At 39.6% G+C, this 20,240-nt stretch carries 20 protein-coding genes; 1 reads left to right on the top strand and 19 read right to left on the bottom strand.

All coding sequences use genetic code 11. The features are described 5' to 3' along the window. Positions 1–331: 331 nt before the first annotated feature. From O7776_RS04510 to O7776_RS04425, 18 genes are all read right to left on the bottom strand, one after another. Positions 332–562 carry a KH domain-containing protein gene (locus O7776_RS04510; RefSeq protein ID WP_274309434.1) on the bottom strand — a complete coding sequence of 77 codons (231 nt, stop codon included), beginning with the start codon at positions 560–562 and terminating at the stop codon, positions 332–334. A gap of 27 nt (positions 563–589) precedes the next feature. Next, positions 590–862, bottom strand: coding sequence for a 30S ribosomal protein S16 (rpsP, locus tag O7776_RS04505; RefSeq protein WP_241367956.1), 273 nt, complete (start codon positions 860–862; stop codon positions 590–592). Positions 863–954: 92 nt separating this feature from the next. Continuing rightward, positions 955–2,313 (bottom strand): signal recognition particle protein, encoded by a 1,359-nt coding sequence (gene ffh, locus O7776_RS04500; protein ID WP_274309433.1) that lies wholly within the window; start codon positions 2,311–2,313, stop codon positions 955–957. A 12-nt stretch (positions 2,314–2,325) separates the two neighbouring features. Further along, on the bottom strand, positions 2,326–2,661 hold the full coding sequence (locus O7776_RS04495) for a putative DNA-binding protein (protein ID WP_274309432.1): 336 nt from the start codon (positions 2,659–2,661) through the stop codon (positions 2,326–2,328). Positions 2,662–2,983: 322 nt separating this feature from the next. Then, complete coding sequence (gene ftsY / locus O7776_RS04490; RefSeq protein ID WP_274309431.1) at positions 2,984–4,246, bottom strand: signal recognition particle-docking protein FtsY; 1,263 nt, start codon at positions 4,244–4,246, stop codon at positions 2,984–2,986. Beyond that, positions 4,243–7,824 carry a chromosome segregation protein SMC gene (gene smc / locus O7776_RS04485; RefSeq protein WP_274309430.1) on the bottom strand — a complete coding sequence of 1,194 codons (3,582 nt, stop codon included), beginning with the start codon at positions 7,822–7,824 and terminating at the stop codon, positions 4,243–4,245. Before smc ends, ftsY begins: the two co-directional genes overlap by 4 nt. 1 nt (position 7,825) lies before the next feature. Further along, positions 7,826–8,587 (bottom strand): ribonuclease III, encoded by a 762-nt coding sequence (gene rnc / locus O7776_RS04480; RefSeq protein ID WP_274309429.1) that lies wholly within the window; start codon positions 8,585–8,587, stop codon positions 7,826–7,828. A gap of 217 nt (positions 8,588–8,804) precedes the next feature. Further along, positions 8,805–9,041, bottom strand: coding sequence for an acyl carrier protein (acpP, locus tag O7776_RS04475; RefSeq protein ID WP_241367952.1), 237 nt, complete (start codon positions 9,039–9,041; stop codon positions 8,805–8,807). Between the two features lie 33 nt (positions 9,042–9,074). Beyond that, entirely contained in the window at positions 9,075–9,821 is a 747-nt protein-coding gene (gene fabG, locus O7776_RS04470; RefSeq protein ID WP_241367951.1) for a 3-oxoacyl-[acyl-carrier-protein] reductase, read from the bottom strand. Continuing rightward, positions 9,812–10,765 carry an ACP S-malonyltransferase gene (fabD, locus tag O7776_RS04465; protein WP_274309428.1) on the bottom strand — a complete coding sequence of 318 codons (954 nt, stop codon included), beginning with the start codon at positions 10,763–10,765 and terminating at the stop codon, positions 9,812–9,814. The genes fabG and fabD overlap by 10 nt, the downstream gene beginning before the upstream one ends. A gap of 26 nt (positions 10,766–10,791) precedes the next feature. Next, entirely contained in the window at positions 10,792–11,787 is a 996-nt protein-coding gene (gene plsX, locus O7776_RS04460) for a phosphate acyltransferase PlsX (RefSeq protein WP_274309427.1), read from the bottom strand. Then, positions 11,784–12,356, bottom strand: coding sequence for a transcription factor FapR (gene fapR, locus O7776_RS04455; protein WP_274309426.1), 573 nt, complete (start codon positions 12,354–12,356; stop codon positions 11,784–11,786). Before fapR ends, plsX begins: the two co-directional genes overlap by 4 nt. 121 nt (positions 12,357–12,477) lie before the next feature. Next, entirely contained in the window at positions 12,478–12,900 is a 423-nt protein-coding gene (locus tag O7776_RS04450; RefSeq protein WP_274309425.1) for a VOC family protein, read from the bottom strand. A 68-nt stretch (positions 12,901–12,968) separates the two neighbouring features. Then, positions 12,969–15,008: an ATP-dependent DNA helicase RecG gene (recG, locus tag O7776_RS04445; protein ID WP_274309424.1), complete on the bottom strand. Its 2,040-nt coding sequence runs from the start codon at positions 15,006–15,008 to the stop codon at positions 12,969–12,971. 117 nt (positions 15,009–15,125) lie between these two features. Continuing rightward, on the bottom strand, positions 15,126–16,046 hold the full coding sequence (sdaAA, locus tag O7776_RS04440; protein ID WP_274309423.1) for an L-serine ammonia-lyase, iron-sulfur-dependent, subunit alpha: 921 nt from the start codon (positions 16,044–16,046) through the stop codon (positions 15,126–15,128). Positions 16,047–16,057: 11 nt separating this feature from the next. Continuing rightward, positions 16,058–16,720, bottom strand: coding sequence for an L-serine ammonia-lyase, iron-sulfur-dependent subunit beta (gene sdaAB / locus O7776_RS04435; RefSeq protein ID WP_241367944.1), 663 nt, complete (start codon positions 16,718–16,720; stop codon positions 16,058–16,060). A 167-nt stretch (positions 16,721–16,887) separates the two neighbouring features. Continuing rightward, positions 16,888–18,534: a DAK2 domain-containing protein gene (locus tag O7776_RS04430; RefSeq protein WP_274309422.1), complete on the bottom strand. Its 1,647-nt coding sequence runs from the start codon at positions 18,532–18,534 to the stop codon at positions 16,888–16,890. Between the two features lie 18 nt (positions 18,535–18,552). Continuing rightward, positions 18,553–18,915, bottom strand: a complete 363-nt coding sequence (locus tag O7776_RS04425; protein WP_241367942.1) for an Asp23/Gls24 family envelope stress response protein — start codon at positions 18,913–18,915, stop codon at positions 18,553–18,555. A gap of 450 nt (positions 18,916–19,365) precedes the next feature. On the opposite strand from O7776_RS04425, the gene rpmB reads away from it, so the two are divergent. Continuing rightward, positions 19,366–19,554 carry a 50S ribosomal protein L28 gene (gene rpmB, locus O7776_RS04420; protein WP_049668398.1) on the top strand — a complete coding sequence of 63 codons (189 nt, stop codon included), beginning with the start codon at positions 19,366–19,368 and terminating at the stop codon, positions 19,552–19,554. Between the two features lie 590 nt (positions 19,555–20,144). Here rpmB and spoVM read toward each other — a convergent pair. Further along, positions 20,145–20,237: a stage V sporulation protein SpoVM gene (spoVM, locus tag O7776_RS04415; protein ID WP_241368672.1), complete on the bottom strand. Its 93-nt coding sequence runs from the start codon at positions 20,235–20,237 to the stop codon at positions 20,145–20,147. Between the last annotated feature and the right edge of the window lie 3 nt (positions 20,238–20,240).

Below are 20,240 nucleotides of genomic sequence, written 5' to 3'. Positions count from 1 at the left end.
TTTAAAGTCCTGTTGATTTCCATTCCGGTGGACGTTTTCCGTGGGCACAAGGCCAACACGACGTTGGTCATAAAAGCGTTGCCACAGGGCGTGGCTGTCTTAGCTTTTGTTCCATGCGTCTCAAGTGTCGGTGCTCCTATCGCTTTGCTTTCGTCGCAAATAGACATGTGCTGTTCCCACAGGAAGCTTCGCTCTGTAGCGAAAGGCGTTAGCCGTCAGCTACAATCGCCACCTCCATTTCAATCAACTAGCTCATTCATAAAATATTGTTGATTGAATTATCATAACAAATATGAAAAAGAAGGGTTAGCAAAATGCCACCCTCCTTTTACTAATCCAATATATCGACGTATGTCTTCTTCTGGTGGCCGCCCGCTGCTGAGTACACAATCGTACGAATTGCCTTCGCAACACGTCCTTGCTTGCCTATGACTTTCCCTCGATCCTCTGGATGAACAAAAAGCTTATAAACAACTCGACTTGAAGTTTCGTCCGTCTCAATACGTACGTCCTCAGGATAATCGACTAATGGTTTCACAATTGCTTCAATCAGCTGCTGCATAAAGCCACCTCCGAATTAATCATTGAATTATTTGCTGTATTTAGCGTTATGGAATTTTTCCATGATACCTTGTTCTGAGAACAGGTTACGTACAGTATCAGATGGTTTTGCACCATCAGCTAACCATTTAAGAGCTAACTCTTCATTGATTTCTACTGTAGCTGGTTGAGTAAGTGGGTTGTAAGTACCTACTGTTTCGATTTGACGACCGTCACGTGGTGAACGAGCGTCTGCAACTACGATACGATAGAAAGGAGATTTTTTAGCTCCCATACGTTTTAAGCGAATTTTAACTGCCATTTTAATAGCACCTCCGAATAAGTTTCACACAAGATATTATATTAGCAATGTCTTGGTTGTTTGTAAAGTGTTTTTTCTTAACACCTAAATTTTTATTTAAATAATTGGTCAAATCCTGGCATTTTCATCTTTTTCTTGCCTTTTCCTTGCGTCATACCAGTCATTTGCTTCATCATTTTTTTCATTTCTTCAAACTGTTTTAACAAACGATTGACTTCTTGAATTGTCGTCCCAGAACCAGTTGCAATACGTTTTTTACGGCTTGAAGAGATGATTTCTGGGTTTGTTTTTTCAGCAGGTGTCATTGAATAAATAATTGCTTCAATACGCCCCATTTGCTTTTCATCGACTTTGACATTGTCTAAGCCCTTCATTTTGTTGGCACCTGGAATCATTTTCAATAAATCTTCTAATGGGCCCATTTTTTTTACGGCTTGCATTTGCTCGATGAAGTCGTCGAATGTAAAGCTTTGTGTCATGAATTTTTCTTCAAGCTCTTTTGCTTTTTCCATGTCAACGTTTGCTTGTGCTTTTTCGATTAACGATAATACGTCGCCCATCCCTAAAATACGTGACGCCATACGATCAGGGTAGAATGGTTCAAGTGCGTCCATTTTTTCACCCATACCGACGAATTTAATCGGTTTTTCGGTTACAGCACGAATTGAAAGTGCCGCACCACCACGTGTATCACCATCTAATTTTGTTAAAACAACGCCTGTAATACCTACAGCTTCGTTAAAACTTTGCGCAACATTTACTGCATCTTGCCCTGTCATTGAGTCCACTACTAAGAATACTTCATCTGGCTCTTTTAGTGCGCGAATATCCTTTAACTCTTGCATTAATTGCTCATCAATGTGCAAACGACCTGCTGTATCAATTAATACAACATCATGGTGCTCTTCTTTGGCGTGTTCAATCGCTTGGCGTGCAATTTCTACCGGAGAAATATCCGTACCTAGTGCAAACACAGGTAAGTTTAATTGTTTCCCTAAAGTTTGTAGCTGTTGAACTGCAGCCGGACGATAAACGTCAGCAGCAACTAATAAAGGTTTTTTATTATATTTTTTGCGTAAAACGCTCGCTAACTTACCTGTTGTCGTCGTTTTACCGGCACCTTGTAAACCGACCATCATAATAACTGTCGGTGGACGGTTGCTGAATTTAATTGGGCTTTGTTCGCCGCCCATTAATGAAGTTAACTCATCTTGTACAATTTTAATAACTTGCTGACCAGGTGTTAATGATTTCATTACATCAACGCCGACCGCACGCTCACTAACCTTTTTAACGAATTCCTTAACTACCTTTAAGTTTACGTCCGCTTCGATTAAGGCAAATCGGACTTCACGCATCATTTCTTTTACGTCTTGTTCCGAAACTTTTCCTTTACCTTTAATCTTTTGGATCGTACCTTGGAGTCGCTCTGCTAAACCTTCAAAAGCCAACTCGTTCGCCTCCTAATCCGATTCCTTCAATTGTTCAACTAATGCTAAACGCACTTCTATAGTAGAAGCGTCATCTTGTATAGCCTCTGTTAGCTGCTTTAACACATCTTGACGTTGTTGAAATTTTTCAAAAAGCTTTAGTTTTTCTTCATATTCTTCAAGCATCGCCTCAGTACGACGAATGTTATCATAAACAGCTTGACGCGAAATATTGTAGCTTTCGGCAATTTCACCAAGTGAATTGTCATCTAAATAATAAAGCTCCATATAACTGCGCTGCTTATCTGTTAAAAGTGCTTGATAAAAGTCGAAGAGAAAGTTCATGCGTGTTGTTTTTTCAAGTAGCATCTTAATCTCTCCAATCATATTTTGTCTACCTTATCATAATCGTGATAACGCTTACTGTCAAGGTAATTCCCTTGTCTTTCATTTTGGTTGTGACAAAATTTACGAAAAAGAAAAACGAGCAACAAAATTGTTGCCCGTAAAACAATCAATTACACCTCGGCTAACTCTCGTCCAGATTTTTTTCAAGTTCACTCGAAAAAAATCTGGGACATCCGCCGGAGCATTAGGTCAACAAAAAGTTGATCACGAAGGCATTGTCACAGGACGTGACGATTTAACCTTCGTTTCCCTATTCAGCCGAAAAAAAATCTGCTGAAGCAAGTTAATCTTCTATTTCTTTCAGCTCTTTTTCTAAACCATCCGCAAATAAACCGTATACGTAACGCTCTGCATCAAACGGTTGTAGATCGTCCATTTTTTCACCAAGTCCAACAAATTTTACTGGAATGTGTAATTTGTTGCGAATAGCTAAAACGATACCACCTTTTGCCGTACCATCTAGTTTCGTTAATACGATACCTGTAACATTTGTTGCCTCTTTGAACATTTGTGCCTGTACTAGCGCGTTTTGACCTGTTGTCGCATCTAATGCTAATAATACTTCATGTGGCGCGTTTGGAATTTCGCGTGAAATGACACGGTGCACCTTTTCAAGCTCGTTCATTAAGTTGACCTTGTTTTGTAAACGTCCTGCTGTATCACAAATTAATACGTCAACGCCACGGTTTTTCGCTGCACGAACCGCATCATACATTACAGCAGCTGGGTCAGAACCTTCTGATTGAGCTATCACTTCAACACCGACACGCTCACCCCAAACTTGTAATTGGTCAATCGCACCTGCACGGAATGTATCACCCGCGGCAAGCATAACCGACTTCCCTTCTGATTTTAAACGGTGTGCCAATTTACCAATAGTCGTCGTTTTACCAACACCGTTAACACCTACAAATAAAATAACTGTTAAATCACCGTTTTGCTGCATATTCAAGTCCGTTAGGTTTTCCTCGCCAGACTCATAAATTTCAACTAATTTTTCTGAGATAATTGCTTGAATGCCGTTTGTGTCTTTAATGTTTTGACGCTGTACTTCATAGCGTAATTTATCCATTAAATCCATAACCGTTTCAAACCCTACATCTGCTTGTAACAGTAATTCTTCTAATTCTTCAAAGAAATCTTCATCTACTTTACGGTAACGCGCTACTAAATCATTAACTTTTGATGTAAACGAATTGCGGGTTTTTTCTAAACCAGCTTTGAATTTTTGTGTAATCGACCATGCAGAAGGTTTCGTCGACTCTTCTTCTACTTGTTCCTCAACGATTTCTTCTACGGTTTCAACTGTCTCATTGCCAAATAAAACTTCTTCGACAGGTTCTTTTGCTGTTGATGTTGTTTCTACTTCTTCTGCAGCAGTTTGTTCAATCTCTTTTTCAATTTCTTGAACGGGTTTCACTGCTTCTTCAATAACTTCTAGAGGAGACAGTTCGGCTACTTGTTGCTCACCAAGTTCTGGTTGCTCAACTTTTTGTTCTTCGTTACTACCTACTAATTTTTCTTTTAGTCGCTTAAAAAAGCTCATTTTTCGACACTCCCTTGCGTTACTAAATCGGGTTCTTCCTCTAGTTTTACTGATACAAGCTTCGAGACGCCCGATTCTTGCATTGTAATACCGTATAGAACGTCCGCTCCTTCCATCGTACCTTTACGGTGTGTAATAACGATGAATTGCGTCTGACTGCTAAATTTCCGTAAATAATCACTATAGCGCGCAACATTCGATTCATCAAGTGCTGCCTCTACTTCATCAAGTACACAGAACGGTACTGGACGTGTATTCAATATCGCAAACAATAAAGCAATTGCAGTTAATGCACGTTCACCACCGGATAAAAGACTTAGACTTTGCAGCTTTTTGCCTGGCGGTTGCGCAATAATTTCAATACCTGTTTCTAACATGTTATCTGGTTCTAACAGTACTAAATCAGCTGTACCGCCACCAAATAATTCGCGGAATGAAACAACAAACTGCTGACGAATCTGCTTAAATGTTTCGCTAAAGCGTTCGCTCATTTCTTCATCCATTTCACCAATAGCTTTATGCAATGTATCTTTGGCAGCAACTAAATCTTCACGCTGCTCACTTAAGAAGGAGTAGCGCTCTTGTACTCGGTCAAATTCTTCAATTGCCGACAAGTTTACCGGCCCTAATTCTTCGATTGATTGTTTTAATAGCTTCACTTTACGACGCACTTGTTCTACATCTTCAATATGGATTGCTTCATCTTGTGCAGTAATAATGTCCAGCTCATATTGCTCGAGTAATAGCTGTTGCAAGTTTGTTTTTTCGAATTCAATACGACTACGTTTTAATTCTAATGCACGAATTGCGTCGACATAGCTTTTATGTACACGTTGTACTTCTTGTAGTTGGATTTCAATTTCTGTAACTTGTTCATGCAATGAATCACGAGACTTTCGGTTTTTTTGAATCGTTTCCGTTAGTGCATCTTTTTTCACTGTCCAGTCTGTAATCGTTTGTGCTAATTCTTCAGCAGATGGGCCATTCACACCATCCTCAGATTCAATCCACTCGATTTCCTGGGAAATTTTATCAGATTGATTTTTTACTTTCGTTAAGTTTAGCTCAATGTCTGCAATTGCAGCTTGTACTTGTGTTAACTGCTCCTGTGCAACGGCTAACTCAGAACGTTGCTGCGCTAATTGTTCACGCAACACATCTTTTTGTGTTTCACTTTGTTCTTTTGCCTTCGTGAGCTCATCTACCGTTTGCTGTACTTCTTGTAATTCTTCTTGTAATTGTGCTAAACGTACTGTCGAAAGTTGCTGCTGTTCGGCTAACGTTTCTTTACGTGTTGTTACTGTCGATTGTTCAGATTCAGTTAACGTAACCGTTGTTTGTAAACTCTTTACCGTCATATCCAACTCTAATAGCTTTGAACGATGAATTTGCTCTTGTTCACGTAGTGTCTCACCTTGTAACTTCATCTCTTCTAATGTATGACGTAGCTCTGCAATTTCAGACTTCTTCGTTGAAACCTTTTGTTCAGCAGATTGAATCGTCGCTTCCATTTCAGCTAATGTTGTCACTAATTTTTCGAGCTCAGCCTTTCGTGAAAATAGGGAACTTTGTTGCTTTAATGCACCACCCGTTAACGAACCACCTGCATTGACGATATCGCCTTCTAGCGTCACCACGCGGTATTTAAAACCTAAAATACGTGCGATTTGACTCGCTCCCTCTAAATTCGCGGCTACTAGGACGTTTCCTAAAAGGTTTTCGATAATATTCGTATTTTCAGGTGCATAACTTACTAATTCGTATGCCAATGCAATATATGCGGGATGCGACTGAATATCTTGCAATTGATGAGGTTGGATTTTTCGTGAACGCATAACAGTTTTCGGTAAAAATGTCGCACGACCTGCACGCTTTTGCTTTAACCACCCTATTGCTTTTTGTGCGTGTTGCTCATTGGCGGTCACAATATGCTGTGAAGCTGCACCTAATGCCGTTTCAAGCGCTTGTGAATATTTCGACTCTACTTGAATTAGTTCCGCTACCGCCCCTTCAATTCCTTGTAACTCACCACGATCACGGGCAAGTAGTATTTCTTTTACACCATGGAAGAAGCCCGAAAAATCGGCCTCTAACTCGGCTAACGTTTCTTTACGTGCTTTTAACTGTTGATGGTGCTGATATGCTTTATATAACAACGCTTGCTTTTCATCTAAATTAGCTGTTGCTGTTTTTAGCTGCATTTGTAATACATCATAACGGCCAAGTTGTTCTTTTACTGCAAGCTCTGATTGTTCAAGTGCACGTGCTGTTGTTTGCTGTTCTACAACTACCTGTGCGAGCTCTTTTTGCATCTCAGACGAACGACCAGTCATTCGCTCTGCAGAAGCCTGCTCTTGTGAAAGTTGCTGATCAATATGCTTCAGTTCGTTTTTAACCGTTGCTTCTTCATTTAATAAGTTAATAAACGTATTTTTCGCCTGTTCAATTTCTTGTTCAATTTCAGAGGCTGTACGTGTCAATGCTTGTTCAACTTGTTTTAATGATGAACGCACTTGTTGTACTACTTTTTGCTTTTCGGTAAATTGCTTGCGTTTTTCTTGCTCTTGTCCTACTAGTTCTAAAACTGTGTCATTCGCTTGTTTATGTGACTGTTTTAATTGTTGGATTTGCTTTTCTGCATTCGAACGCTTTTCATTAAATAATGCTTTACGTCCTTCCCAACGCTCTACTTCAGCACTCGCTTCGACAAGCTGCTCTTGTGAAATGTCTAGCACTTCATCAATCGTTTTTAACTCGCTACGCATTTTACGTAAATTTGTCTCAAACTGGGACATTTTTGTTGCATGCTCTTTTTCCGAAATTGCTAACGTACCTTGCTCTACATCGAATGCTTTTAATGTTGCATCATGTGCTAGCATGTCGTGGACCATTAACGCGATGTCAAAGTCCTTCAATTCTGCCGTCATGCGAATATAGTCTTTTGCGCTAGAAGCCTGGATTTTTAACGGTTCTAGGCGAATTTCGATTTCATGTAAAATATCAAGTACACGATTTAAGTTTTCATCGGTTTCGACTAATTTATGCTCGGCTTTTTTCTTACGTAATTTATATTTTAAAACACCAGCTGCCTCTTCAAAAATACTGCGACGATCATCTGGACGGCTGTTTAAAATTTCATCAACACGCCCTTGTGAAATAATCGAAAACGCTTCTTTTCCAAGACCCGAATCCATAAACAAGTCCGTAATATCCTTCAGGCGACATTGCTGATTGTTCAGCAAATATTCGCTATCACCTGAACGATACACACGTCTTGTGACATTTATTTCTGTATATGGAATAGCGATTTGCTCATCTGTATTGTCCAAAACAAGTGTTACTTCTGCAAAATTTAATGCTTTACGTGATTCACTTCCGGCGAAGATAACATCCTCCATTTTCGCACCACGTAGACTTTTTGCAGATTGCTCACCTAAAACCCAACGAATGGCATCTGTAACATTACTTTTACCACTACCATTTGGGCCAACTACTGCAGTTACTCCAGGAACAAAATCAATGCCAATCCGTTCAGCAAATGATTTAAATCCTACTACTTCAAGTCGTTTAAGGAACATTTTATTCCCCCTCTGGCTTTGACTGCTTAAGCATAGCCATCGCACTTTGCGCAGCCTGCTGCTCAGCTTCTTTCTTCGATTTACCACGACCAAGGCCTAATTCTTGGTTGTTTAATAGTACGCGTGAAACAAAGGTTCTGTTATGCGCTGGTCCTTTTTCATCGACAATTTCATAATGTAAAAGGCCATTATTTGTTTGTTGAATGATTTCCTGCAATTGACTTTTAAAATCCATCACATGCGAAAAAGCACCGACTTCTACTTTAGGGAATACGATACGTTCTAAAAACGCGACAACGACTTCTAAACCTTGGTCTAAATAAAGGGCTCCAACAAATGATTCAAATACGTCTGCAAGTAAAGCTGGACGTTCACGACCACCTGTTAGTTCTTCGCCTTTACCTAATAAAACGAATTGGCCAAAATTTAGTTCATTGGCAAAAACGACTAACGAAGGCTCACATACGATTGACGCACGTAATTTCGTTAATTCACCTTCACTCATATTCGGGAACTTTTCAAATAAATATTTTGAAACTGATAATTCTAATACTGCGTCCCCTAAAAATTCTAAGCGTTCATTGTCCGTAAATTGTTTGCGGCGATGCTCATTCACATAAGATGAATGTGTAAAGGCTTGGTATATTAATGCCTTATTTGTGAAATGAATATTCATTTCATCTTGTACTAATTGAAATTGTGCTCTTACTTTTTCAGGGAGTACCCCAACTTTTTGGTTACTACCTTTTCTTCTTTGCATCATGGACTTTTTGCCTTCCTTCTAGTTTCTATCGTTTAGTTTACATTGTTATATACTATTGTGCAAAGGGTAGTCGCTAAAAAAACGCGTAAAACCAAGGAATTTGACAAATATGAATTTTGGCGCAATATTTTTCCCCCATTTGTTTTTAACTTTCACGCACGAAAAAAGATGTTCTGTTATATGATTCATACAACAGAACACCCTTTACGTTTATTGATTAGCTTACTTTGCTTTCGATGTATGAGATAGCATCACCAACTGTAGCGATTTTTTCTGCATCTTCATCAGAAATTTCCATATCGAACTCATCTTCTAATTCCATTACTAGTTCAACAACGTCTAATGAATCGGCACCTAAATCATCACGGAATGATGCTTCTAATTTTACTTCACTTTCGTCAACGCCTAAGCGATCAACTACTACTTTTGTTACACGTTCAATTACTGTAGACATAATGTCACCTCCCCTCAAGAGTGTGTTAAAAAGCTAAGCCATCACCATACCGCCATCGATTTGTAATGTTTGGCCAGTAATGTAATTTGCGCTATCGGATGCGAAAAACGTTACGGCTTTTGCGATATCCTCTGGCTGTCCAAGCTTCGCTAATGGAATTTGCTTTAGCATCGCTTGCTTTAAATCTTCTGGTAAACCGTCTGTCATCTCTGTTGTAATAAAGCCTGGTGCAATCGCATTGACTAAAATATTTCGCGAAGCAAGCTCTTGAGCAGTCGTTTTTGTTAAACCGATTACCCCTGCCTTTGCTGCAACGTAATTTGCCTGACCAGGGTTTCCTGCTACACCAACAATTGATGAAATATTAATAATACGACCTGCACGTTGCTTCATCATTTGACGTGTTACCGCTTTTGTACAAAGGAACACACCTTTTAAATTGGTGTTGATGACATCATCCCATTCATCATCTTTCATACGCATCAATAGATTATCGCGTGTAATGCCTGCGTTATTAACTAAAATATCAATTGAACCGTATGTTTCAAGCGCAGTTTGCATTAATTGCTGTACAGATTCACCATTTGCTACATCTGCTTGTACAGCAATTGCCTCGCCACCGTTTGCTTGAATTTCTTCTACAACTTGTTTCGCCTTTTCCACGCTACCACTGTAATTTACTACAACACGTGCACCTTGACTGGCTAATTCTAACGCAATCGCACGACCTATGCCACGTGAAGCCCCCGTTACTATTGCACATTTCCCCATTAAACCCATTGCGTCCACTCCTTTGATGCTTCAACAACTTGCGCAAAGCTTGCTTCATCATAAACACAATATGTTTGCACGTTGCGATCAATTTTCTTTACCAAACCAGATAACACTTTCCCTGGGCCACATTCAATAAATACCGTAACACCTTGCGCAATAAGCGTTTGTACATTTTGTTCCCATAGTACTGAGCTCGTTACTTGTGCGACCATTTCTTGCTGTATTTGCTCTGGTGTCGTTAACAATTGTGACGTTACATTACTCACAACTGGAATTTTCGGACTTTGAATCGATAATGTAGAAATTGATGTTGCTAAGTTGTCTGCCGCCTTTTGCATTAACGTACTATGGAATGGTCCACTTACAACTAATGGAAGCGCTCGTTTTGCGCCAGCTTCCTTCGCACGTTTACATGCCTCATCGACACCTTGTTTCGTCCCCGAAATCACAATTTGTCCTGGGCAGTTGAAGTTCGCAACTTGCACGACTTCACCAGTAGTTGATACTTGTTCACAAATGGCATTTAGCTGTTCCCCGTCCATTGCTAAAATTGCCGCCATTGCCCCTTGACCTGCTGGTACTGCCTCGTCCATATACACCCCACGTTGATGAACCGTTTGCACCGCATCTTCAAAAGATAATACTTCTGAAATAACAAATGCACTATATTCCCCCAATGAATGACCTGCCGTAAAATGCGGCTGAATCCCCGCTGCTAATAACTTATTCGCAATCATTACGCCTGTAGTTAAAAGTGCTGGCTGTGCATGATACGTCAGTGTTAATGTTTCTTGTGGACCATTCAACATATAGTCCGACAATGGTAAATTTAACACTTCGTCTGCACGAACATAATATTGGTTACTATTTTCGTCGTTTGCTACAAGTTCCGCACCCATCCCCACGGATTGCGAACCTTGCCCCGGAAAAATAAACGCAATTTTTGTCATATCTAATTCCCCTTTATGAAAAAGCCTTATTGTGATTTTGGCATTTGCTCAATTTTTTCAGTAATTGTTTCGCAAACTTTATGTTCTACCATAATTGAAGCTTGTCGAATCGCACTATAGATTGCACGTGGATTAGACGAGCCATGCGCTTTAATTACCGGTGCTTTTAAACCAAATAACGCCGCACCACCGTACTCTGTGTAATCCATTTTATCTTTTAATTGTTTTAAATCGTTTTTTACTAACGCCGCTGCGATTTTTGTTTTCGTCGTTGCAAATAATGCCTCTTTTAACATTTTAAAAATCGCGCCTGCTGTTCCTTCAAGTGTCTTCAATGTCATATTACCTGTGAAACCATCTGTCACTACGACATCCGCTACTCCATTTAATAGCTCGCGTGATTCAACATTACCTTCAAAATTGAAATCTGCCTCTTTTAATAATGTAAATGCGGATTTCGTTAATTCGTTCCCTTTTTTATCTTCGGTACCGATATTGAGTAATCCCACACGTGGTGATGCAATACCGCGCACTTGTTTGACATAAATGTCCCCCATAATTGCATATTGCAATAAGTTTTCAGGCTTAGCATCCGCATTTGCGCCTAAATCTAACATTAAGAAACCATCACCATTCATTGTTGGTAATGTTGTTGCTAAAGCTGGTCGCGATACGCCTTCAATACGCCCTACTTTAAACAAGCCACCTGCCATTAATGCACCCGTATTACCTGCTGATAAACACGCATCCGCTTTCCCCTCTGCTACCGCATCAAGCATACGTGTCATGGAAGAGTCTTTTTTACGACGAACCGCGCGTGCTGGATCATCATCTGCTTCTACAACTTCTGTACAATGTATTACATTTAAGCGGCTATGCTGCTTTAAATATGGTGCCATCTTTTGCTCGTCACCATACAAATCAATTTCTAAATTTGGAAAATCATCAAGGGCTATTAAGACACCTTCGACGATTGCTTGGGGAGCATTGTCTCCTCCCATACCATCTACTGCTAATTTCATATTGCTTCTTCACCTTTCGTGCGGTACATTTCAAATTCACCTTTAAAAACGACTTCATTATCCACTGTTGAAATAACGTCAATAAATGTACGATTTTTTTCAGTGTTTCGCCCTTTTACAATCGCTTTGGTTACAACACGATCACCTGCTTTAACAGGCTTAACAAAAGCTACATTTGATTTTACTGTTAGAGCAAGCTCATCATCTATTACTGCAACCGCTAATGAATTGGCCTGTGCAAATAAATGATGCCCTCGTGCAATGCCATTGCGTTGGAAAACATGTTCTTCTCCGACGTCAAAAATCGAGATAGCACGATTATCTAACTCTATATCAATAATTTCACCAATCACTTCATCCAGTGGTAGCGACTTTACATCATCATATTTTTTCGCAGCAACATTTTTTATACGCTCACGCAATTCCGGGATAGCTAGCTCCATGCGATCCAGACGAATCGTTTGAACACTGACACAAAATTCTGTTGCTAATTGTTCATCTGTTATGAAAGGATTGTCGGCTATTTTTTCAGTCAATAACGACTGACGCTCTTTTTTGGAACGCTTCATACGTAATTGTTACCTGCCTTTAATTTTTTATAAGATTAGTATTAGCACTTGGTACTAATATCAATATACATGGTACAAAAAAAGAACGCAACAATTTTTTGCCGCGTTCTGCATAATTCTATTATTGTTCGTAGCTTAATTGCCATAAGACGCCGAACTTATCTGTTACTTGTCCATAGCATTTACTCCAAAAAGTTTCTTGTAAAGGCATTGTTACCAAGCCGCCATCCGATAACCCTTCAAAAATCGAGCGAATATGATTTTCATCTTCTGACATATAGGCAATCGTAATATTGTCACCTACTGTTACTTGTGGTGACCCCGGGAATGTATCTGAGAACATCATTTTAATATCGCCTTCTAATTCGATTAAAGCGTGCATGACTAAATGCTTTGCTTCCTCAGGCACTGGATGCGCAGGATTTTCAGGCATCTCGCCAAATGTTAATACATTTACATTCTTCGCATTAAATAGCTTTGCATAAAGCGCCACTGCCTCTTTTGTTTCACCTTTAAATACAAAATACGGATGCATTTTTGCCATTCATTATTCCTCATTTCTTTTATAATTATTAGCCTTCTATTTTACCACAAATCCTAAATTTCTAATCTTTAATCGATACGATTTCCTTCGAGTACACCCGAAGAAACAAGTTTTCCACGTAACGGTTCGTACTCAGCATCTCGCCAAAACGCTTCATCGTACAGCATTTTAGCCGCATCTTGTCTCGCCATTTCAAGCGCTCGGTAATCATGCACTAAATCTGCCATTTTAAATTCTGGCACCCCACTTTGACGCTTACCGAAGAAATCGCCCGAGCCGCGCAACTCTAAATCTTTTTCGGCTAATCGGAAGCCGTCATTTGTTTCGGTCATGCTCATCATACGCTCTTTTCCCTCATCGGTTTTCGGATCAGCTATTAATACACAATACGACTGATGTTCACCACGTCCAACACGTCCACGTAATTGATGAAGCTGTGCTAAACCAAAGCGCTCGGCATCGTATATCGTCATAAACGTCGCATTCGGAACGTTTACACCAACTTCGACAACGGTTGTAGATACGAGTACATGAATATCACCATCACTAAAGGCGCGCATGACCGCATCTTTTTCATCTGGATGCAATTTACCGTGCATTAACCCTACTTTAAAACGACTCCCAAAGTACAACGCTAAATGTTCATACGCATCAACCGCATTTTGCACATCAAGCTTATCTGATTCTTCAATTAGTGGTGTAATGACATACGCTTGGCGCCCCGCTTCCAACTCTTGTGACATTCGCATTAACACACTATTAAGCTGTTCTTTTTTCAACCAATGTGTTTCAATTTCTTTTCGTCCAGCTGGTAGCTCATCTATAATCGATACATCCATTTCACCAAATGCCGTAATAGCAAGTGTTCGAGGAATTGGTGTTGCCGTCATAAACAAGACATCTGGATTTTCACCTTTATCTCGTAAAACACGTCGTTGCTCGACGCCAAAACGGTGTTGCTCATCGGTAATAACTAAGCCTAAATTATTAAATTCCACATCTGGCTGTATTAGTGCATGCGTCCCGATTAAAATATCGATTTCTCCAGCGGTGAGTTGTGCTAACAGTTCTCGACGTGCCTTTGCTTTTGTCGAACCAGATAATATCGCCACGTTAATGCCAATTGGTTCAAACCAAGCATGCAAGTTTTCCGCATGCTGTTCGGCTAAAATTTCAGTCGGGGCCATTAATGCCCCTTGATAGCCAGCTGTTACTGCTGCGTATAAACCAATTGCCGCTACAACCGTTTTACCAGAACCAACGTCACCTTGTAATAAGCGATTCATACGTTGCGGGACCAATAAATCTTTACATATTTCATTTACTACACGTTTTTGGGCGCCGGTTAATTCGTATGGTAATGTCTTAATAAATGTTTTTAATTTCTCTAAATCATAGCGAATTGAAATGCCCTTTTCATGTTCTTTATTTGCTTTTCGCAAAGCTTGTATGCGCAACTGAAATTCAAGCAACTCCTCGTAAACAAAACGACGTCGTGCTTGCTTTGCGTGATCGGCGTCTGTCGGGAAATGTACCCCCTCAAGCGCATCTTGTAGTGCCAATAATTGATAGCTATCACGAATCGTATACGGTAACGTTTCTGGTAATTCTTCTTTTACAGCATCAAGGGCTTGGCGCATGTATTTGCGGAAGCGCTTTTGCTGTAAACCCCCTTTTAAACTATATACAGGTTCAAAATCGATTTGCTCGGTTTTCGGTCCAAAAGTTACCGAGCTGCCAATGATTGTTTGTCGACCCCGATCCCATTTCCCTGTAATTGTAATAATCATACCTGTTGAAATTTTTTGACGTAAATAGTTTTGATTAAAAAACACTACTTTAATCAAATGTCTTCCCGCTAATGCCGTAAATTGTAAACGTGATTTATTTTTCCCTAAAAATAATGCCGTTGGTTCACTTTCTACACGCGCTTCAATAGTGACACGTTCATTATGCGGTGTTTCTGCTAAATCTTTTAATCTAAAATCTTCATGACGATATGGAAATGTCCAAATTAAATCATGTACGCTATCGATGCCGATTTTTGCTAAATGTTCTGCTGTTTCTTTTCCGATACCTTTTAACTTCGAAACCGGTTCATGAATCATCGATCGACACTTCCTTTACTTTAATGCTTGTACTTAGCATAGCACAAAATGAGTGCATATGTTCTGTTAGAAACCAAAAAATGAATGCATCCACATTTGGACACATTCAATTTCAATTTAATGACTAACAGTTCGTGATTTTAAAATATCTTTTAAATTGCCACCTTCAAAAATCGCATGTGTAATTGCTTTTCCTGTTGGCGTTGCCGCTAAACCACCACGTGCCGTTTCTTTTAAGTTCGGACTCATAGCTTGACCGATTCGATACATCGCGCCAATTACTTCGTCACATGGAATACGGCTAGTTACGCCAGCCAATGCCATATCTGCTGCCACAAGCGAATTTGACGCCCCCATCGCATTACGTTTCACACAAGGTACTTCTACAAGTCCAGCTACTGGGTCACAAACAAGTCCGAGCATGTTTTTTAGTGTAATGGCAAACGCTTCTGAACTTTGCTGTGGTGAACCACCCGCCATCTCAACAATTGCCGCTGCTGCCATTGCAGACGCGCTTCCGACCTCTGCCTGACAACCACCTTCAGCACCAGAAATCGACGCATTGTTTGCTACGATAAAGCCAAATGCACCTGAAGTGAATAAATAGCGAATCATTTGCTCACGCGTTGGGTTTAATTTATTTTTTACTGCAAATAGTGTACCTGGTACAACACCGGCAGAGCCCGCAGTTGGTGTTGCACAAATCGTCCCCATTGCCGCATTAACTTCATTCGTAGCAACCGCTTTACTAACTGCATCTAATAATAAATCACCCGCTAGCGACTTCCCCTGCGCTATATAGTTTTGCAGTAATACTGCGTCACCACCAGTTAAGCCCGTTACGGATTGTACACCGCGAAGCCCGCGCTCAACTGCTTCTTCCATCACCGTTAAGTTACGATCCATTTGCGCAAAAATTTCATCACGCGAACGACCGCTAATTAACATTTCTTGCTCTATCATTAATTCTGAAATTAGCTTCCCTTCATTTTCAGCAAGGTCTACTAATTCTCGAACACTACGAAATAATACATCCATACGCTCACCCCTTAGTTATTAATTTTTGAAACTTTTGTTATATGTGGGATGTAAGAAATTTGTTCTATAATGCGATCATCTATATTTTGGTCAACTTCAATAACCATTAATGCCGTTAACCCTCGCTCAATGCGAGACACTTCCATATGACCAATATTGACATCGTGCATCGCTAAACAGTTCGCAACGTTGGCAATACAGCCCGCGCGATCATCATGAACTACTAAAATTGCTGGCATACCACCAGTTAATCGTAGCTTGAATCCGTTTACTTCGCTAATTTCGATTTTACCGCCACCGATTGAAATCCCTTCAACACTCATTTCGCCTGCATCATCGCCCATCAATAAACGCGCTGTGTTTGGATGTTCTTTATTTGCCGTTTCTGGAATAAATTCAAATTGTAAGCCTGCTTTTTGCGCTTCTTCAAATGCCGTTTTAATGCGCTCGTCATCTGTATCATAATCCAGCAAGCCGCCAACAATTGCAACATCTGTCCCGTGACCACGATAGGTCTCTGCAAACGAGCCATATAAATAAATTTTCACCCATTTTGGCTGACGTCCAAATAAATCGCGTGCTACACGTCCAATTCGCGCTGCACCTGCTGTATGCGACGAAGAAGGACCGATCATTACAGGACCGATAATATCAAAAACTGATGTAAATTTCATAAGTGGTCCCTCCCTTTTCTTTGATTCTTTTATTTACTACCATTGTAACCATTTTTGCTACAATAAACAAATTTCTTGTCACGAAACGAAAAGACGACTCTCGCTATTTTACGAGAGTCGAATGTTTTAAAAATCAAAATATTGATTTTCTTGAAAACAAAGATCAATTATTCTACAGATAAGATGAATGGATAAAGTGATTGCTTACCTTCCACGATTTCTACTTCTGCATCTGGATAATTTTCTTCGATAAAGCTTTGTAATTCTTCAGCTTGCTCAGCTGTTGCATCTTCACCGTAAATCAACGTTACGATTTCTGCATCTTCATCCATTAAGTTTTCTAATACTGTCTTCGCAGCATCCATCATTTCTTTTGTTGATAAAATGATTTTCCCTTCTGCTAAAGCCATGTAATCGTCTTTACGAATTTCAACGCCGTCGATTGAAGTATCACGTACAGCAAATGTTACTTGACCTGTTTTTACGTGTGCAAAGCCATTTGTCATGTTGTTTTTGTTATTTTCAACTGACTCTTCTGGGTTGAATGCTAAAATTGCCGCCATCCCTTGAGGAATCGTTTTTGTTGGTACAACCGCTGCTTCAATTTCTAATAACTCTGCCGCTTGCTCTGCAGCCATAATAATATTTTTGTTGTTCGGTAAAATTAATACGCGCTCAGCACCAATTTCTTGGACAGCTTTTACGATATCCTCTGTTGAAGGATTCATTGTTTGACCGCCTTCAATGACATAAGAAGCACCGATTGAACGTAATAAATTAGCCACACCTTCACCCATTGCAATGGTAACAACAGCATATGGTACTTTTGTTTGCGTTTTTTTAGCAGGTGCTTTTGGCGCGTCACTTACAATAGCAGAGTGTTGCTCACGCATGTTATCTACTTTGATTTTAATTAAGCTACCGTATTTTTGACCCGCAGCTAGTACAGCACCTGGAGTTTCCGAGTGAATATGTACTTTCGCAATTTCATCATCTGAAATAACTAATAATGAGTCACCCATTGGATTTAGTTCTTGGCGGAATTGTTCTTCGTCGAATGGTGCTTTGTCTTCTTCAAAGCGAACCATAATTTCTGTACAATAGCCGAACTCGATCTCCGATGTATCCATGAAGTCTTGTACACGGTGATGTTCTGCATTAATTAAATCATCTAATGAAGATTCATTTTTCTCTGGTAATGGCTCGCCCTTCATTGAGGCAAGGAAACCTTCGTATACGAATAGTAAACCTTGACCACCACTATCTACTACGCCAACTTCTTTTAGCACTGGTAAAAGATCCGGTGTACGGTTAAGTGATGCTTTTGCTTCTTTAGTGAATACTTCCATCACTGCGATCATGTCTTGTTCTGTTTCCGCAACCTCTACCGCCTTAGCAGCTGCTTCACGGGCTACTGTTAGGATTGTCCCTTCCACTGGCTTCATAACAGCTTTGTACGCTGTATCAACACCCGCTTGGAATGCTTTTGCTAAACCTAATGCGTCGATTGTTGCCTCTTTTTCGATTGCTTTGCCGAAACCACGGAATAATTGCGATAAAATAACGCCTGAGTTTCCGCGTGCCCCCATAAGTAAGCCTTTTGATAAGCTTTGCGCTACTTTCCCAATATGCTCGCTTACGTTTGCTTCCGTTTCCTTTGCACCAGATGTCATAGACAAATTCATATTTGTCCCAGTATCCCCGTCTGGTACAGGGAATACATTTAGTGAATCTACATATGCTGCGTTTTGGTATAAGTGGTGTGCGCCCATTTGTACCATTTCAGCAAATTTAATTCCGTCTAAAGACTTCATCCGATTCATTTCCTCCTCTTACACGTTCGCTACACGAACGCCTTGAACAAAAATGTTAACTGACTTAACGCTCATGCCTAATGTTTTATTTACTGTGTATTTTACTTTTGATTGTACTTGATATGCGATTTCTGAAATTTTCGTACCATAGCTTACAATAATATACATATCAATATGTAAGTCTTCACCTTCTTGGCGAATAAGTACACCTTTTGCAAAATTTTCTTTTCGTAAAATATCTGTTAAACCATCACGAATTTGATGTTTTGAAGCCATGCCCACGATTCCGTAGCACTCGATTGCCGCTCCACCAGCAATTTGTGCAATTACATCGTTGGAAATATCAATATGGCCGAATTCATTATTTAATTCAACTGACATAGTGTATGCCCCCTTGGCTCTAGTTAACTAATCTACATTGTACTATACAAAAGTCGATTATAAAAGAAAACGTTCGTATTCGTCTAGTTTGAACTTGTTTTTCTGACAAAATTCGACGAGTGCAAAGTAACAAAATCTTAGTGAGTTACCTAAATTCTCCTAAAAATTCAGTATGATTTTGCACGATTGAATTCGTTGCAGATATTTCATATAATAAGTCTCCATTGACGTTTAAGACATGCTATTAACTGCATGTACAGTCACTTCACTCTATTTTTACATCGAAAAAGTTATAAGCCATTCAGCCAAAAATAGGTGTAAAGGTTTTTTTCTTGAAAGGTTGTGCAAAATGTCTTGCACTCATTCAGGAGGTATGTTAAATTATTATGGTATGTGAAATATCGAACTGAAATATAGATTTCAGATTCAGCTGTAAGGAGGAATTTTACAATGCCAAAACAATGCGTAATTACTGGCCGTAAAGCTCGTACAGGCAACAACCGTTCACACGCTATGAACGCTTCTAAACGTACTTGGGGTGCTAACCTACAAAAAGTTCGTATCTTAGTTGACGGTAAGCCAAAACGTGTATGGGTTTCTGCTCGTGCTTTAAAATCAGGTAAAATCGAGCGCGTATAATCGCGTACGGAGCGTCAGCTTTTGCTGATGCTCTTTTTATTTTGAGATAATTTAAGACACTTATTTTATAAAGAAAATTCACTTATAGTGGGCAGAATCAATGAAATACGTCAATCAAAAAATCATCCACAATATATAAATAATACTGACCAAAATCCAGAAAAGATGAACTACAACTCGATACACTTCAAATAAGTATCACCATATAACATTGATGACAATAATCGCACCTTTAATTCCGTTACATTTAGTGCTATCAGCATTTCTAAATCTGTCCTAATTTGCCCTTGAAGTATGTGATGTATGCGAATTGGATTATAATATGTTACAAATTGTTTATAGCTGAACTGATAGTGGTAATTGTCACTAGCAAACGTCAATGTTAATTCCACATCAAATTCAACACTTTCTAAATACATAGACTTGTAAAACCGATCAAACACTAGTTCATTTAACGGTTGCAACTTTCATGTTCCCACACGCATATCACATCAAAGTATTTTTATAGCTTCCATTATGAATATTAGAAAAACGTCCCCGCTCCGCAAAAAAAAGCTACCGCCCGCATATTAGCGAACGATAGCTACCCATCATTTTTCTTTCTTGTCTCGTCGAAACAGCTTTACACAGCCTCTTGCCATCCCACTCACCCATTTTGGTAATTGAAATGTATACACCTTCATTTT

This window comes from Solibacillus daqui (assembly GCF_028747805.1).
Classification (GTDB): domain Bacteria; phylum Bacillota; class Bacilli; order Bacillales_A; family Planococcaceae; genus Solibacillus; species Solibacillus daqui.
The sequence above is the reverse complement of the archived record's forward strand: the minus strand, read 5'-3'. Positions and strand labels throughout refer to the sequence as shown.